Below are 13,863 nucleotides of genomic sequence, written 5' to 3' on the forward strand. Positions count from 1 at the left end.
AGGTGGCTGCTGGTGGCTTCTCGTCGAAACGGCTGGCTCGGGTTCGGGGGCTGCTGGAGCACCACGTCGAGTCCGGCTTCGTCCCGGGCGCGGTGGTCGTCCTCGCCCGGCACGGTGAGGTGCACATCGAGGCGACGGGTCGCCTCGCCTTCGAGGGGGCCGGGTCGCAGACGCCGATGGCGGCCGACACGATCTGTCGCCTGGGCTCGATGACGAAGCCCATCGTCGCCGTGTGTGCGATGACCCTCGTCGAGGACTGCACCCTCCGCCTCGATGACCCGGTCGACGATCTCCTGCCGGAGTTGGCGGACATGACAGTGCTCGCCGATCCGCACGGCCCACTGGACGACACCGTCCCGGCGGCTCGGCCGATAACGCTGCGGGACGTCCTGGACGGCACCCTCGGCACGGGCATGGTCCCCGCCGAGCCGGGAACGGTACCCATCGCCGACGCGCTGGACGCCCTCGTTTATCCGTCGCCGGACGAGTGGATCCGCCAGCTCGGCGATCTTCCCCTCGTCCACCAGCCGGGTGAGCGTTGGATGTACGACACCGCCGCCAACGTGGCCGGTGTGCTCATCGCCCGGGCCACCGGCATGTCCCTCGGGGATGCCATCCGCGAGCGGGTCTGCAAGCCACTGGGCATGACCGACACCGCCTTCCACGTGGGTAGCGACAGCATCGGCCGGTTCGCGACGGCGTACGAGCGCGATAACGCCGCCACCGGCGAACCGGTTGTCGAGGACGCTCCTGACGGACGGTTCAGCCGACCGCGATTGTTCGAGTCCGGGGGCGGCGGGCTCGTGTCCACCGCTCAGGACTACCTCGCCTTCGCGTCGGCTCTGCTCGCAGGCGGCACCCATCGCGGTGAGCGGATGCTGTCCCGGCCGGCGGTGACGCTGATGACCAGCGACCACTTGACCTCGGAGCAGAAGGCCAACTCCGGGTTCTGGCCGGGATACTTCGACGCCATCAGCTGGGGTCTCGGAATGTCGGTCCGCACCCGCCGTACGCACCTCGGGCCCTCGGTCGGCAGCTACGGATGGCCCGGCTTCTATGGCACCGTCTGGTACAACGATCCCGCCGAAGACCTGACGGCGATGGTGTTCATGCAGCGGGCGCACGCGGGCGACCAGCGGCTGCCCATGTGGCACGACTTCTGGACCACCGTCTATCAGGCGATCGACGACTGACCACAGCGTTCGCTTCCCGGTCGGGCACCCGTCCTCGGCCGCGCGGTAATCCCGAGGCCCTCGGCGACACAAACCACTGTGAGAGTCGCCGAGGCAATGGGGGTTCGGGTGGGTCCACCGAAGAAGCGGGACGAGGGCTGGTTCACCAGTCTCTACGCCGCCGAGTACGAGCACATCGTCCGATACGGCCTGCGCCGGCTCGCTGATCGGGATGCGTCGACGGAGCTTGCCCAGGAGGTCTTCGTCGTCGCCTGGCGTCGCCGCGCCGAGGTGCCGGAGCATAGCCTGCCCTGGCTGTACGGGGTGGCCCGGCGCCTATTGGCGAACCAGTGGCGGTCACGACGTGGCGCCCCGGACCCCCTCTCGATCACCGATGTCGACCTTGAGCGACTGGCCGGATCGTCGGGCGCCGACACGAGCGTCGGGGTCGCCGACATCTGGACTGCTCTGGCCCACCTCAACGACCTCGACCAGGAAATCCTCCGGCTGGTCGGCTGGGAGGAGCTGACGGTCTCCGAGGCGGCCAAGGTTCTCGGCTGTACCAGGACGACCGCCGCGGTGCGCCTGCACCGCGCCCGTCGCCGTCTTGCCGAAGCAATGTCGGACCGGCCCACGCCAACCCGGCGTAGCCCGGTGTTGGTGACCATTCGAGAGGATCTGTGATGTTCGGAGCAGAGCGCACCCGTACTCTTCTCGGCCCGGCCGACCCGGCCCGAACCGCCGCCGTCGAGCCACCACTGGTCTCGGCGCGCGAGCTGATCGACCGCGCCGGCGCTACCGACACGGCCGCCGGGCACCGTCGCGTACGCCCGACCCGCCGGCTGGTCCTGGCGGCCGGGACGCTGGCTGTCGCGGCCGGTGCCGTGGCGGTGCTCCAGCCGCTCGGCGGGGGCGCACCGGACACTCCGGGCGAACCGGCGGCAGCGGGGTTGGTGCTCGTGCCGGTCGCGTACCAGTTCGACGCGGATCCGCCGGCCGCCGGTCCGCAGCTGCGCATGCTGGCCGACAAGATCAAAGACGCGGCCTACGACCACCAGAGCGGCCGCTACATGTACCACCACACGAAGGTGTGGGGCGAACCGGTGATGACCTCGGCCGACGGCCGCCACCACGTGGCCTTCGCCAGCGAGACGAAGCTCTGGCAGGCCGTCGACGGGACCGGTAACCAAATCAGGACCCAACTGGAGCCGCAGTACCCCGACCAGGAGTCTCGGGACTACTGGCAGCGCGAGAGCATTGGGCGACCAGCAGCCACCGGCACCCCCGCACCGAGCGTCAGGCCGCTGCCGCCCGAGGCGCTCAGGCCGCTGTCGGCCGACCCGTCCGAACTTCGGGAGCGGCTGAAGGTCGAGTACGGCGCGGGGTCGGCGAGCAAGTGGGTCAGCGAGCTCTACGGGCGGTACGTCGTGCCGCGTGCGACCCGAGCGGCGGTCCTGCGGGTCCTCGCCGACGTGCCGGGCTTCCGCTGGCGGGGGCAGGTCACGGACCGTGCCGGCCGCGAAGGAGTCGCCGTCACCTTCGACGACCGCGAACACGATCAGCAATCTCTTCTGATCTTCGATCCGAAGACGGGCGAATTGCTCGCCCATGAGCTGTTGACGCTGTCGCCCATGCGGATCAGCTCGTACCAGGTGATCCTCGATGCCGCCTGGACGAATCAGCCCGGCTGACCACCGACTCGCGGGGCCGCTCCGTTCGGGAGCGGCCCCGCTGTCATCACCGCAGCGGCGGTAGCTGCGCCGTTGCCCGCGCTCGTAGCAGATCAACTGTCTCAGCGGCGGTTTTCCACAGGCCACCAGGTTGTCCACAGGCGACGGCATCGGGGCGGCTCGCGGGGCGGATTCCGAGCAGGGTCGGCGGTATACCAGAGCCCGACCGCTGGAGGCCGCGATGCCACCCCGTACCACGGTTCCGCCGATCCGCCGGCTTCCGCTGGTCGTCACCGGCGACGACGATCTGCTCGATGATGTGCTCCGGCTCGCCGCCGTCGGCGGGACGGAGGTGGAGCTCGCCCGTGACGCGGCGGCTGCCCGTACCCGTTGGCTTCCCGCACCTCTGGTGCTGCTCGGCGCCGACCAGGCGCAGGCGTGTCTGCGGGCCCGGTTGCCGCAGCGGCCCCGGCTGGTGCTGGTCGGCCGAGCCGGTCAGCTCGACCCCGGCTGGCAGGTGGCGGAGCTGATCGGGGCCGAGCACGTCGCCACGCTGCCGGCCGCGGAGCCGTGGCTGGTGGATCGGTTCGCCGAACATGATCCGGACCGTCCGGCCGGCGTCGGCGCCCGGGTCGTCGCTGTCCTCGGTGGTCGGGGCGGTGCGGGCGCGAGCGTGCTCGCCGGTGGCCTCGCGGTGACCGCCGCCCGGGCCCGGCTGCGCACTCTCCTCGTCGACGCCGATCCGCTCGGTGGTGGTCTCGACCTCGTGCTCGGCTGGGAGCAGTTGGAAGGCCTGCGCTGGCCGTCGTTGACCAGCGCCGACGGACGGGTGGACGCGCCAGCGTTGGTGCGGGCCCTGCCCAGCCGGGGTGATCTCGTGGTGCTCTCGTGGGATCGCGGCGAGATGCTGGCGTTGCCGGCGACGGCGATGGCGGCGACTGTCGACGCCGCCCGGCGTGGGCGTGACTTCGTGGTGATCGACCTGCCCCGACAGCTCGACGACGCGGCAGTGGTGGCGTTGCAGGCCGCCGATCAGGCGTTCGTCGTCGTGCCGGCCGAGTTGCGCGCCACCGCGGCGGCCACTCGGGTGGTGGCCGCAGCCGCCCCGCACTGCGCTGCGCTCTCGGTGGTGGTGCGTGGGCCCGCCCCGGGGCGGCTGCGGGCGGCGGAGGTGGCACGCGCCTTGGGCCTTCCGCTGGCCGGCACGCTGCGCCCCGAGCCGGGGCTCTGCCGCGGGCTGGAGCGGGGTGAGGCGCCGGCCGCCGGAGGAAAGGGCCCTCTGGCCGCACTCTGCCAACGGATCGTCACCGACCTGACCGGCGTGCCGGCCACTGGTGCGGCATGACCGGCCGGCCGGAGGACGGCACGCTCGCCGCCCGGGTGCGGCAAAGGATCGCCGCCGCCACCACCCCGGTCACCGCGGCGGCGATCGTCTCCGCGGTACGGGCCGAGCCAACCGCCGCGGTGCTCGGCGACACGGCCATGCTGCGCATCGCCGACCGGGTGCGCGACGACCTCGTCGGCGCTGGGCCGCTGGCGCCGTTGCTTGCCGACCCGGAAGTCACCGACGTCCTCGTCAACGGCGTTCGGGTCTGGGTGGACCGTGGGTCAGGACTGCATCAGGTCGCCGTTCCCTTGGGCTCGGTGGACGACGTCCGCCGGTTGGCGCAGCGGCTGATCGCCAGCGCCGGGCGGCGACTCGACGACGGCTCCCCGTACGCGGACGCGCGCCTTCCCGACGGCACCCGACTGCACGCCGTGCTGCCGCCGGTGGCCACCGAAGGTCCGTACCTGTCCCTGCGGACCTTCCGGCACCGGCCGTTCACCCTCGACGAGTTGGTGCGCCAGGGGACGGTGCCGCGACCGCTGGCACCACTGCTCGCCGCCGTCGTCGCGGCGCGGCTGGCGTACCTGGTGACCGGGGGCACCGGGTCGGGCAAGACGACGCTGCTCAACACGCTGCTCGGGATGGTGCCGGCCACCGAACGGATCGTGCTGGTGGAGGACGCCGCCGAGCTGCGTCCGGGGCATCCGCACGTGGTGGGACTGCAGGCGCGTACGGCCAATGTGGAGGGCACGGGCGTGGTCAGTCTCGCGGACCTGGTGCGGCAGGCGTTGCGGATGCGCCCGGACCGGCTGGTGGTCGGGGAGTGCCGGGGCGGTGAGGTGGTCGACCTGCTGGCCGCGCTCAACACCGGCCACGACGGGGGTGCCGGCACGCTGCACGCCAACACACCGTCCGACGTGCCGGCCCGGTTGGAGGCCCTGGGCATGTTGGGCGGGCTGCCCCGCGCCGCACTGCACGCCCAGGTGGCAGCCGCGTTGCAGGTGCTGTTCCAGGTGCGACGCGGCGATCAGGGCCGGGTCCTGGAGTCGGTCTGCCTGCTGCTGCCCGAGGGGCCCGAACGGATGGTGACAGTGGTGCCCGCCTGGGTGCGCGGCGGCGGGCTCGGGCTCGCCGCCCGTGCTCTCGGGGCGCTGCTGCGGGAGCGTGGAGTGGCGGTGCCGCCCATCCTCAGCGAGCCGTGGCCCGGATCGGCGGGTCCGGCATGACCGCCCGGACGATGCTGGTGGCGGCGCTGCTCCTGGTCGCCGCCGCACTGGTGGCATGGCCCGTACGAAGCGTGCGGGCCCGTCGACGTCAGGTGCTGACGCCGGGGCGGAGGGTCGGCGGTCTCGATCCGGATGACGCCCTGGTGCAGTGGATCAGGGAACTCGGTAGCACTCCGGACTTGCTGGTCGACGGCATCGGCGCTGCGCCGACCTCGGGTCATCCGGTCCGGATCACCGATGAGCCGGGTACCGCTTTCGGTGCCAACGGAAGGCGGACGGCGCTCGGCTGGCCCGACCGGGACGTCACCCGCAGCCCGAGATGGCCGGGCGCGAAAGGCGGCTTCACCCGTCCGGAGGGCCCGACGCGTCCGCCGGCCCGTCGAGATCCCCGACGTCCGATCGGCACCGCCCGGCCGGAGCAGGCCAGCACCATGCTCGACGCGGAACAACTGCCTGCGGCGGCCACGGTCACGATCGGTGTCGGTGGCGGGGACGTGGACGGTCCGATCGGCGTCCCCGGCCCGGCAACCGCCGACGGGCACGGCGACCTGGATGCGGGTTGTCGGGGCGACGTGTCCGGTGCGGCGGTGGCCGGCGGATGGGCGATCGCCGATCGCCACGACGACCTGCGCGTCGGCCCGACCGGCAGAACGCCCGGTACGCCCCTGTCGGCGCGTTCCTCCCGATCGACGAGCCGGGTGCTGCCACTGGTCGGCCTCCTCGGCGGCGCTGTGGGCGCCCTGATCGGGGGTCCGGTGGCGGCGGTGGCGCTGGCCGGGTACGGCACGCTGGCAGTGCGCGCCGTGCTGCGTTGGCGACTGAACCGGAGCGCCGAGCGGACCCGACGACGTGAACTGGACCAGCTCTGCGGCCTCGCGGCGGACCTGCGGGCCGGGCTGCCCGTCGCACGTGCGCTCGCCGTCGCGACCGTGGAGCGTGACGGCGCCGGCCGCCTCCGCCAGCTGACCTCGGCGGCGGTGCGGTTGGCCGACCGGACCGGCGCGCCGCTGGCGGAGCTCGTCGAACGGATCGAGGCGGACGCCCGGGCGACCGATCGGGGCCTGGCCGCAGCGGCAGCCCAGGCGGCCGGTGCGCGGGCCACCGCCTGGCTACTGGCGGCGCTGCCGGTCGGCGGGATCGGCCTGGGCTACGGCATTGGTGTCGACCCCATGGCGGTGCTCCTGCACAGCACAGTCGGTGGAGCCTGCGCCGTTGTCGCGGTCGCCCTTCAGGCGGTGGGTCTCCTCTGGGCGGAACGGCTGGGCGCGACCCCGGGGCGGGCCGGATGACGGCCCGGCGCCGTGCTGGCCAGGCCGGCCCGGCGGACCAACGCAGAGCAACGGGCCAGCAGGTCTCAGCGGTCCAGCCCAGTGCAGCGAGCCAGCCCAGCCCAACGGGCCAGCCTGATGCAGCGGGCCAGCCCAGCGGAACGGGCCAGCCCAGCTCATCCCGTCGACGGCGGCCGGACGCGATCCGGCTCGTGGCGGCGCTCGGTGGGCTCGCCGTGGCCATCGTCGTCGGGGGCTGGTTCGGGCTGCTCGGTGCCGTCCCGGCCGCGTTCCTGCTCGATGTCCTGCTGCGGCGGATCGAGTCGCCCGCTGCGCGCAGACGGCGGCAGCAGGAGGCCGCCGACCTGCCACTCGCCGCCGACCTCCTGGCCGCAGCGATGCGGGCGGGCGCCCCGGTGGACCGCTCGGTGCTGGCCGTCGCCGAGGCGTTGGACGGGCCGCTCGCCGGCCGGTTGGCCCGGGTGGGCCGCACGCTGCTGCTCGGCGGTGGTCCAGCGGAGGCGTGGTCCGCCCTGGACGGAGTGCCCGGCGCGGATCGGCTGACCTCGGCGGCGTTGCGCTCGGCCAACAGTGGTGCCGCCCTGGCCGGCGCACTGACCCGGCTCGCCGACGACCTGCGCGCCGACCGGGCCACCGCCGCCGAGGCATCGGCCCGCCGGGCGGGCGTGCTCATCGTCCTGCCGCTGGGGCTCTGCTTCCTGCCGGCGTTCATTCTCGCCGGACTTGTGCCGGTGATCGTCGCCGTTCTCGGCGACGTGCTCTGACCCATCGAGAAGGGAAAACAGTCATGCGCAAACTCATCGCTCGCCTGCGCGGCGATGCCGGAATGAACACGGCCGAGTACGCCGTGGGCACCCTCGCCGCGGTTGCCTTCGCCGGGATCCTGCTGAAGGTGCTGACCTCCGGCAACGTCCAGTCGGCGCTGACCGCTGTCATCGACCAGGCACTGAAGTGATCAGGCGCCGGCGGGCCGGCCATCCTTCAGGATCGAGCGTTCCCGGGCTGGCGGCAGGCGACGGGCGCAGAGGTCGCCTCCTCGTAGGGGCCGCTGGTGGGGACCGGGGGTCCTTCACCGCCGAACTGGCGGCCGGCCTGCCGGCGCTGCTTCTGCTCCTGCTTGCCGGTCTGACCACGGTCAACGCCGTCAGCGCGCAGGCGGGCTGCCTGCACGCGGCCCGGGAGGCGGCGCTCGCCGCCGCCCGGGGCGCGGACGGCGACGCGGAGGGTGGCCGTGCGGCGCCGCCGGGGGCGGCGGTGTCGGTGTCAGTCGAAGGCGACCGGGCGCACGCGACGGTACGGGCACCCGTCCGGACGTTGGGCGGGCGGCTACCCCGCATCACCGTGGTCGCCACCGCCGTCGCGGCCGTCGAACCGGGTGCGGACGAGGAGAGTTGGTAGTGCGACGAACTCGCGGTCCGTCGCTCGCCTCCGGTCACGCCCCGGCCGCCCGGGGGTTCGTCGCTGGTCGGCCGGACCCGGCGCGAGGTGGCGCGACGATCCTGCTGCTGGCGATCGGGCTCGTCTTCGTGGTGTTCGGGACGTTCGGCGCAGCGATCGTCGCCGCCGGCATGGCGAGCCAGCGGGCGGCGGTGGCAGCCGACCTCGGCGCGCTGGCCGGTGCCGCCCGGGCGCTCGACGGCGACGTGGTGGCCTGCGCGTCCGCGTCCGATCTCGCCAGCCGCAACGACGGCCGGCTGGTCAGCTGTCACCTCGATGGGCTGGACGTGCTGGTGACAGTCGAGGTGGCGTTCACGCCGCTACCAGGCCTGACCCGCGTGGCAGCGGCGAGCGCCCGTGCCGGGCCAGTGCGGGGCTGACCCTCACGGTGGCGTCTCTACTAACCGCGCGCCGCGGCCAGCACAGGGCGGGACCAGCACAGACCAGCACGGGGCGTGGCCAGCAGAGGGGGACCAGCACGGGGCGTGGCCAGCAGAGGGCGGGACCAGCACGGGGCGCGGCCAGCACGGGGCGCGGCTGCGGAGGGCGCGGTCTGTCGAGGGCGCGGTCTTTGGAGGGAGGGGCTTGGCCCGCTTAGCAGCGTCAAGCGGAAGTACGGGCTGGCGCGTGGTCGAAGGAACCAAGGGCCTGCGTCGGATTGGCGGGTGCTTTGGAGCTGAATCGGTTACGACATCAAGGCCGATGCGGTTACGACATCAGCTCCAAAGGGGGCGACCGGACCAGTCAGGGCCCAATCACCAGCGGCCCACCCTCTCCGGCGCGAGTGCGGTCGAGCGGCCCGCTGTCCGGGGCGAGTGCGGGTGGAGCGGCCCGAAGTCTGGGGCGAGTGCCGTCGAACGGCCTGCCATCCCGGGAGTGCGGTCCGGCGGCCTGCCGGCCGGGACTGGTCGAGGTCCAGCTCCCGGCCGGCAGCCGAGGATTGGGTGGCCGCGACGGCGACCGCTGAGGGTCATCGCACCGCCCTCGTCCGGGCCGGGTGCGTCAGCGGGACTGGAGCGCGTCGAGGGCGACGGCCATCGCGATGACCAGGCGACGGTCGATCTGCGGGTGCTGCACCTCGACGACGTACTTGTCGCGCAGGCCCCACTTCTTGATCACGGAGAAGACCGGCTGGCCGCCTGCGGTGAAGTCGAAGTGGTACGGCAGCCAGGACAGCGAGTCGACGAATCGACGCAGCAACGCGACCGGCAGGCTCCGCTCCTGGCCGGTCACCTGCGGCAGGCCGGCCTGCTCGACGTGCCAGGTGGAGCGCAGCAGCGACTGGGCGAAGTCCTTGCGAAACAGGCCGATCGGGTTGCCGGCCGCGTCGGTGACGTCGTACGTGGCACCGAGGTCGATGCGCTGGCGGGCCTTGAAGCCGAGCAGCGGCTGCTGCTTGGAGTCATCCGTGTAGATGGTCACCTGCTCCTTGAAGGCGAGCCGCTTCTGCTGCGCGAACGCCAACAGCTCACCCTCGCTGCCGTCCGGGGAGACCGCCCGGACCTCGTACTGGTTGACCATCATGCGCAGGCGCTGGCGAATGTGGAACTGGTGCTGGCCCTGCAAGTTGTCGAGCTGCATCTGAACTCCTCTGGGGGTTGGTGCGCCGGAGTCTCGCACAGCCCGACAACCGTCGCGCCCCCTGCGGTCCATGACCAGTTGCTGCTGGGTAGTCGTCGAGCCCGTCGGACGACTACCCAGCCCGGAGTGATCACTGGTGCCCTTGCAGGATCACCCCGGCAGACCTCAGCGACTGTCGACGGAGGTCGCGGCCCGCAGCGCCCAGGTGTTGAGCACCTGGTGGATGCCGCGCAGCCGCTCGTTGATCTGTTCCAGCCGTTCCGCCTGCGCCAGGGCGGCCAGTGCCGACCCCAGCGCGATCTGCTGGTCGAGGGTGAGATTGTCCTGGTCGATGGTGTAGAGCAGGTCGACGGTCTCGGCGATGGTGTCGGCCACAGCTTCTCCTCGGGCACGGGGGGCGATCAGCAACAAAGGCATCGATGGAAGCGCTCCCACATCATTGTGCCCCGTGCCATGCCGGTTCATGCAAGCTGCTCAGCGCGGCAGGTTGGCCAGCACCACGTCGAGCACCCGGATCGCGTCCGGTTTGGAGAGGGGGTTGTTGCCATTGCCGCATTTCGGTGACTGCACGCAGGATGGGCATCCGGTCTCGCAGCCGCACTCCGCGATCGCGTCCCGGGTGGCCCGCAGCCACGCCGCCGCCGTCCCGTACGCCCGCTCGGCGAACCCGGCGCCACCCGGGTGCCCGTCGTAGACGAAGACGGTCGGCGCTTCGGTGTCCGGGTGCAGTGCGGTGGAGAGCCCGCCGATGTCCCAGCGGTCGCAGGTGGCCATCAGCGGCAGCAGGCCGATCGCGGCGTGTTCGGCGGCGTGCAACGCACCCGGCACATCGGCCGGCTGGACCCCGGCGTGGGTCAACGACTGCGGCGACAGGGTGAACCAGACCGCCACGGTGCGCAGCTCCCGGGTCGGCAGGTCGAGCGGCCGGGTGTCGATCACCTCGCCGGTGGCGATGCGCCGCCGCTGGTACGACACCACCTGGCTGGTCACGTCCACCTCGCCGAGGAACATGCCGACCGGCCCGGCGTCCACGTAGGAACGCACCGACACCACCGACAGGTCGGTGACGTCACGGGCGTGGGTGGACCAGTCCGGCTCCTCGGCGTGCACCAGCGCGCACCCGTCGACGAGGTCGAGCTGGTCGACCACGTACGAGACGCCCTGGTGCAGGTAGACCGCGCCGGGGTGCAGCAGGAAGTGCGAGGAGCCGCCGTCGACGGTGCCGAGCAGCCGGCCGGTCGACGACTCCACCACGGCGACCGGGGCGCCGCCCTCGCCGCGCAGGTCCACCTCGGGCCGCTCCCGGTGCCGCCAGTACCAACCGGTGGGCCGTTGCCGCAGTGCCCCCGCCGCGACCAACTCGTCGATCGCCTCCTTCGCCCCGTCGCCGAAGAGCGCCAGGTCGGCCGGGGTGAGCGGTGCCTCCGCCGCCGCGCAGGCGAGCTGCGGGGCCAGCACGTACGGGTTGGCCGGGTCGAGCACCGTCGCCTCCACCGGTGCCCCGAAGATCGCCTCCGGGTGGTGCACCAGGTAGGTGTCCAGCGGGTCGTCCCGCGCCACCAGCACCGCCAGGGCCTCCTGCCCGGAACGCCCGGCCCGGCCCGCCTGCTGCCACAGCGACGCCCGAGTGCCCGGGTAGCCGCAGATCAGCACCGCGTCGAGCCCGACCAGGTCCACGCCCAGCTCCAACGCGTTGGTCGAGGCCAGGCCGAGCAGGTCGCCGTGCAGCAGCGCGCGTTCCAGCTCGCGCCGCTCCTCCCGCAGGTAGCCGCCCCGGTAGGCGGCCACCCGGTCGCCGAGCCCTGGCACCGCGTCGTCCAGCGCGCGACGGGCGCTGGCGGCCACCACCTCGGCGCCCTTGCGGGACCGGACGAACGCGAGGGTACGTACCCCTTCGGCGACGGTGTCGGCGAGCAGGTCCGCGGTCTCGCGCAGCGCCGACCGGCGGACCTGCCTGAGGTCGTCGTGGTCACCGTTCCCCTGCGGCGGCACCGACCGGGAGGGGTCGTCGCCGGTCGCCTGCGGCGGCACCGGGGACGACGAGGCTGGTGGCATCGGCGAGGACGAGCCCGCGTCGGGTGGCAGCAGCGGCGGCTCCCAGAGCGCGAAGGTCACCCCGCCCCGGGGGGAGGCGTCCTCGGTGACCGCCGTCACCGGCAGGCCGGTCAACCGCCCGGCCGCCGTCGCCGGGTCCCCGGACGTCGCCGAGGCGAGCACGAACACCGGGGTGGCCCCGAACCGGGCGCACTGCCGGCGTAGCCGACGCAGCACGTGCGCGACGTGCGAGCCGAACACGCCCCGGTAGGTGTGGCACTCGTCGATCACCACGTACGCGAGTCGGCGCAGGAAGCCGGACCACTGGGCGTGCCCGGGCAGGATGCCGTGGTGCAGCATGTCGGGGTTGGTCAGCACGAACCGGGAGTGCCGGCGGATCCACTCCCGCTCGGTGCGCGGAGTGTCGCCGTCGTAGCAGGCGGGGCGTACCCCCTCCAGTTCCAGTGCGGCGACGGCGCGCAACTGGTCCGCGGCGAGCGCCTTGGTCGGTGCCAGGTAGAGCACTGTGGCCCGGGGGTCGGCCAGCAGCGTGGCCAGGGCCGGCAGTTGGTACGCCAGGGACTTGCCGGACGCGGTGCCGGTGGCCACGACCACGTGCTGGCCCTCGTACGCCAGGGTGGCCGCCTCGGCCTGGTGCTGCCAGGGCGCGACCACGCCGCGCCCGGTGAACGCCGTGCGCAGTTGCGCCGGTGCCCACGACGGCCAGGGCGCGGGCACCCCGGCGCGGGCCGGTACCCGCTCGACGTGGGTGACCGGGTCGGCGGCGCCCCGGGCGCGCAGCCGGCGCAGCAGGTCGGCCGGCGCTGGCCCGGGACCAGCGGATACGGTGGCCGCGGACGACGACTCCAGGTCGTGGCGCGGCGTGCCGCGCGCGGAGCTGAAGTCGTTGGAGGTCACGCCCTGCACTCTCGCACTGGTGTTCGGAGATGAAAAGTCGGACACCGGGGTAAGGGGTAGCCTCCGCTGGCGTCCGCAGGCCGCCCTGGCGGTAGTGGTTAGATGCCCACGAGAGTTTACGGCTCTGGCGAGGAGGACCGATGGAGCTGTCACTGGCGACCCGCACCGTGGGTGAGCACACGGTGCTCGAGGTCGGTGGTGAGGTGGACGTCTACACCGCACCCCGGCTCCGTGAACGGCTCCTCGAGCTGATCGACGGTGGGGCGCGTCACGTGGTGGTCGACCTCGGTCGGGTGGACTTCCTCGACTCCACCGGGCTGGGTGTGCTGGTCGGCGCGCTCAAGCGGCTCCGTTCCGCCGGTGGTTCGTTCGCGCTGGTCTGCGACAAGGAGCCGCTGCTCAAGATCTTCCGGATCACCGCACTGGACCAGGTGTTTCCGTTGCACCCGACTGTCGATGCGGCGGTCAGCGCCGACTCGGCGGGCGCCGACGCGTGATGGCGACAGTCAAGCTCTCGTTCTCACCCGCGCCGGTGCACGTGCGCACCGCCCGTCTGGTCGGCGTCGCCGTCGCCCGGCGGGCCGGGGTCCGCGAGGACCTGCTGGACGAGGTGCGCCTGGCCATCGGTGAGGCGTGCACCCGCGCGGTGGCCCTGCACCGGCAGTACGGCCTGGCCGATCCGGTGCTGGTGGAGATGTCCGACGGTGGCTCGTACGCGGTGCGGGTGGTGGACCGGGCGCCGATCGAGGCGGGCATCGGTCTGACCGCGCTGCCGCCGGACGAACTGGCCAACGAGTCGCTGACCGACGAGGCGCTGACCACCGGTGTGGGCTTCGCGCTGCTCGCCGGTTTCGTCGAGGACCTGCAGGTGCGCCCGGTCGACGAGGGCATCGGCACCGAGGTACGGATGGTGTGGCCGGTCGGCCGCTGAACGGTTCCGCTGCGTAGGTCGCGTCCCCAACTGGGGATGCGGCCTTCTTTGCATGGATCGGGCCCTATATCAGATTCCGTTTCATAACACAGCGACGAAGATCATCGCGACACGGTGCCACCTGGGTGTGACCTCCAACACTGAGGAGGGCTACAGTACCCGGGTTGTCAGCAAGTGACCCATCCCGCAGCCAGCGGGTATGGGTGGTCATCGCTGGTCCGCTGGTGGGTTGGCGCGCGCTTGCGAGTCCGCATCCAGGCGTCGGTCAGTGCGTCTCC

At 72.7% G+C, this 13,863-nt stretch carries 15 protein-coding genes; 12 read left to right on the forward strand and 3 right to left on the reverse strand.

Features of this window, described 5'->3' with window-relative positions; all coding sequences use genetic code 11:
• Positions 1-2: 2 nt before the first annotated feature.
• From QSK15_RS02610 to QSK15_RS02655, 10 genes are all read left to right on the forward strand, one after another.
• The gene (locus tag QSK15_RS02610) at positions 3-1,193 is read left to right on the forward strand and encodes a serine hydrolase domain-containing protein (protein WP_285792716.1); all 1,191 of its coding nucleotides are present in this window, start codon (positions 3-5) and stop codon (positions 1,191-1,193) included.
• A gap of 108 nt (positions 1,194-1,301) precedes the next feature.
• Positions 1,302-1,856 carry an RNA polymerase sigma factor gene (locus QSK15_RS02615; RefSeq protein ID WP_285792717.1) on the forward strand — a complete coding sequence of 185 codons (555 nt, stop codon included), beginning with the start codon at positions 1,302-1,304 and terminating at the stop codon, positions 1,854-1,856.
• Positions 1,856-2,863, forward strand: coding sequence for a CU044_5270 family protein (locus QSK15_RS02620; RefSeq protein ID WP_285792718.1), 1,008 nt, complete (start codon positions 1,856-1,858; stop codon positions 2,861-2,863). Before QSK15_RS02615 ends, QSK15_RS02620 begins: the two co-directional genes overlap by 1 nt.
• A gap of 220 nt (positions 2,864-3,083) precedes the next feature.
• Positions 3,084-4,187, forward strand: a complete 1,104-nt coding sequence (ssd, locus tag QSK15_RS02625; RefSeq protein WP_285792719.1) for a septum site-determining protein Ssd — start codon at positions 3,084-3,086, stop codon at positions 4,185-4,187.
• Positions 4,184-5,395, forward strand: a complete 1,212-nt coding sequence (locus QSK15_RS02630) for a TadA family conjugal transfer-associated ATPase (RefSeq protein ID WP_285792720.1) — start codon at positions 4,184-4,186, stop codon at positions 5,393-5,395. The genes ssd and QSK15_RS02630 overlap by 4 nt, the downstream gene beginning before the upstream one ends.
• Positions 5,392-6,684 carry a type II secretion system F family protein gene (locus QSK15_RS02635; protein ID WP_285792721.1) on the forward strand — a complete coding sequence of 431 codons (1,293 nt, stop codon included), beginning with the start codon at positions 5,392-5,394 and terminating at the stop codon, positions 6,682-6,684. Before QSK15_RS02630 ends, QSK15_RS02635 begins: the two co-directional genes overlap by 4 nt.
• Positions 6,681-7,448, forward strand: coding sequence for a type II secretion system F family protein (locus QSK15_RS02640; protein ID WP_502889459.1), 768 nt, complete (start codon positions 6,681-6,683; stop codon positions 7,446-7,448). Before QSK15_RS02635 ends, QSK15_RS02640 begins: the two co-directional genes overlap by 4 nt.
• 23 nt (positions 7,449-7,471) lie before the next feature.
• Positions 7,472-7,639 (forward strand): DUF4244 domain-containing protein, encoded by a 168-nt coding sequence (locus QSK15_RS02645; RefSeq protein ID WP_285792722.1) that lies wholly within the window; start codon positions 7,472-7,474, stop codon positions 7,637-7,639.
• A 47-nt stretch (positions 7,640-7,686) separates the two neighbouring features.
• Complete coding sequence (locus QSK15_RS02650; RefSeq protein ID WP_285794310.1) at positions 7,687-8,082, forward strand: TadE family type IV pilus minor pilin; 396 nt, start codon at positions 7,687-7,689, stop codon at positions 8,080-8,082.
• Entirely contained in the window at positions 8,082-8,501 is a 420-nt protein-coding gene (locus QSK15_RS02655) for an Rv3654c family TadE-like protein (protein WP_285792723.1), read from the forward strand. The genes QSK15_RS02650 and QSK15_RS02655 overlap by 1 nt, the downstream gene beginning before the upstream one ends.
• Before the next feature lie 622 nt (positions 8,502-9,123).
• Here QSK15_RS02655 and QSK15_RS02660 read toward each other — a convergent pair.
• The 3 genes from QSK15_RS02660 to QSK15_RS02670 all read right to left on the reverse strand — a co-directional run bounded on the left by QSK15_RS02660 (position 9,124) and on the right by QSK15_RS02670 (position 12,663).
• Positions 9,124-9,702: an LURP-one-related family protein gene (locus QSK15_RS02660; protein ID WP_279514805.1), complete on the reverse strand. Its 579-nt coding sequence runs from the start codon at positions 9,700-9,702 to the stop codon at positions 9,124-9,126.
• Positions 9,703-9,867: 165 nt separating this feature from the next.
• A complete protein-coding gene (locus QSK15_RS02665) occupies positions 9,868-10,077 on the reverse strand; it encodes a hypothetical protein (RefSeq protein WP_030334221.1) in 210 nt (69 codons plus the stop codon).
• 99 nt (positions 10,078-10,176) lie between these two features.
• Entirely contained in the window at positions 10,177-12,663 is a 2,487-nt protein-coding gene (locus QSK15_RS02670) for a DEAD/DEAH box helicase (RefSeq protein ID WP_377619714.1), read from the reverse strand.
• Between the two features lie 131 nt (positions 12,664-12,794).
• Between QSK15_RS02670 and QSK15_RS02675 the strand changes: the two genes are divergently transcribed.
• Positions 12,795-13,151: an STAS domain-containing protein gene (locus QSK15_RS02675; protein ID WP_285792725.1), complete on the forward strand. Its 357-nt coding sequence runs from the start codon at positions 12,795-12,797 to the stop codon at positions 13,149-13,151.
• A complete protein-coding gene (locus tag QSK15_RS02680) occupies positions 13,148-13,585 on the forward strand; it encodes an ATP-binding protein (RefSeq protein ID WP_030334228.1) in 438 nt (145 codons plus the stop codon). Before QSK15_RS02675 ends, QSK15_RS02680 begins: the two co-directional genes overlap by 4 nt.
• The last annotated feature ends 278 nt before the right edge of the window (positions 13,586-13,863 follow it).

It is taken from the genome of Micromonospora sp. NBRC 107095, assembly GCF_030269705.1.
GTDB lineage: Bacteria > Actinomycetota > Actinomycetes > Mycobacteriales > Micromonosporaceae > Micromonospora > Micromonospora parva.

Excerpts from the sequence above, each read along its gene's own strand:
- ssd (WP_285792719.1), top strand. The coding sequence starts at position 3,084 with ATGCCACCCCGTACCACGGTTCCGCCGATCCGCCGGCTTCCGCTGGTC.
- QSK15_RS02660 (WP_279514805.1), bottom strand. The coding sequence starts at position 9,702 with ATGCAGCTCGACAACTTGCAGGGCCAGCACCAGTTCCACATTCGCCAG.
- QSK15_RS02620 (WP_285792718.1), top strand. The coding sequence starts at position 1,856 with ATGTTCGGAGCAGAGCGCACCCGTACTCTTCTCGGCCCGGCCGACCCG.
- QSK15_RS02630 (WP_285792720.1), top strand. The coding sequence starts at position 4,184 with ATGACCGGCCGGCCGGAGGACGGCACGCTCGCCGCCCGGGTGCGGCAA.
- QSK15_RS02635 (WP_285792721.1), top strand. The coding sequence starts at position 5,392 with ATGACCGCCCGGACGATGCTGGTGGCGGCGCTGCTCCTGGTCGCCGCC.
- QSK15_RS02645 (WP_285792722.1), top strand. The coding sequence starts at position 7,472 with ATGCGCAAACTCATCGCTCGCCTGCGCGGCGATGCCGGAATGAACACG.
- QSK15_RS02640 (WP_502889459.1), top strand. The coding sequence starts at position 6,681 with ATGACGGCCCGGCGCCGTGCTGGCCAGGCCGGCCCGGCGGACCAACGC.
- QSK15_RS02675 (WP_285792725.1), top strand. The coding sequence starts at position 12,795 with ATGGAGCTGTCACTGGCGACCCGCACCGTGGGTGAGCACACGGTGCTC.